This window comes from Bacillus cereus group sp. BfR-BA-01381 (assembly GCF_022663555.1).
GTDB classification, from domain to species: domain Bacteria; phylum Bacillota; class Bacilli; order Bacillales; family Bacillaceae_G; genus Bacillus_A; species Bacillus_A pacificus.
Genome location: NZ_JAKUFR010000379.1, coordinates 1 through 203, shown reverse-complemented (window position 1 = coordinate 203; position 203 = coordinate 1). Strand labels below are relative to the sequence as shown.

The window sequence follows — 203 nt, the reverse complement described above, 5'->3', positions numbered from 1 at the left end:
GGAATTAAAGAAAGTTGATGACGTCGACGGTTCTGCTCTTAAAGGCGCAGTATTTAAAATCGTTGATATGAACGGCAATGATGTTCGTTCTAATTTAACTACTAATAAAGATGGAAAAATTTCTGTTTCTGATTTACGTCCGGGTGACTATCAGTTTATTGAAACGAAAGCTCCTACTGGATACGATTTAAACGCTAAGCCAA

1 protein-coding gene is annotated in these 203 nt (G+C 36.5%); it reads left to right on the top strand.

What is annotated here, in order from left to right; all coding sequences use genetic code 11:
• A partial coding sequence (locus MR079_RS29140; protein ID WP_277933189.1) for a prealbumin-like fold domain-containing protein occupies positions 1–203 on the top strand: 203 nt, incomplete at both ends.